Below are 612 nucleotides of genomic sequence, written 5' to 3'. Positions count from 1 at the left end.
ATCGTGAGATTATTGATTCGGTCATTAATCTCCCAAACAGCATGTTCCACATGTAAAACCCTAAGCACCTTTTGAGGAGCCTCAGATCCTGGCCACAATCCAGGATTGATGACCTCCCCCACATGAATCGCCATGAATGGAGAGGGGGATTCGAATTTCATCCAGAGGTCATCAACGTTCATTGGTTTATAGATCTCCAAAACGTAACGGACAGTTTTTTGAATTGGCTCCATCTTCGCCTCCATGATATCCCGATTTTTAGGTGAGTCAAGCATAATTTTTAGGTGGCAAGAAAAAGGTTTTGTGCCTTCAAACCAATTTTTTACCAAAATCTTACCAATTTCTTACCACTTTCCCCGCAAAGTCCGTTTAAACGGTTGATCTCTTCCCTTTGAAAATCCCTGCTCAGGTGAGAGTATCTTTGTGTCACTTTCAGTTCCCTCTTCGTAGGGATCGGTAATGCAACCTGAGAGTGCTTTGAATGTCTTGGGGTATTTGTTAGTCTTTCAGTTCCCTCTTCGTAGGGATCGTTAATGCAACCAAAATCCTGGAACATTTAAGCCCTCACATTCAAAAACTTTCAGTTCCCTCTTCGTAGGCTGTCTCTTATAC

General features: G+C 42.5%; 1 protein-coding gene. It reads right to left on the bottom strand.

What is annotated here, in order from left to right:
* On the bottom strand, window positions 1-233 hold a 233-nt coding region (locus N3G78_14865), incomplete at its 3' end, for a hypothetical protein (GenBank protein MCX8119197.1).
* Between the last annotated feature and the right edge of the window lie 379 nt (window positions 234-612).

It is taken from the genome of Thermodesulfobacteriota bacterium, from assembly GCA_026415035.1.
Taxonomy (GTDB): Bacteria; Desulfobacterota; BSN033; order BSN033; family UBA1163; genus RBG-16-49-23.
The sequence above is the reverse complement of the archived record's forward strand: the minus strand, read 5'-3'. Positions and strand labels throughout refer to the sequence as shown.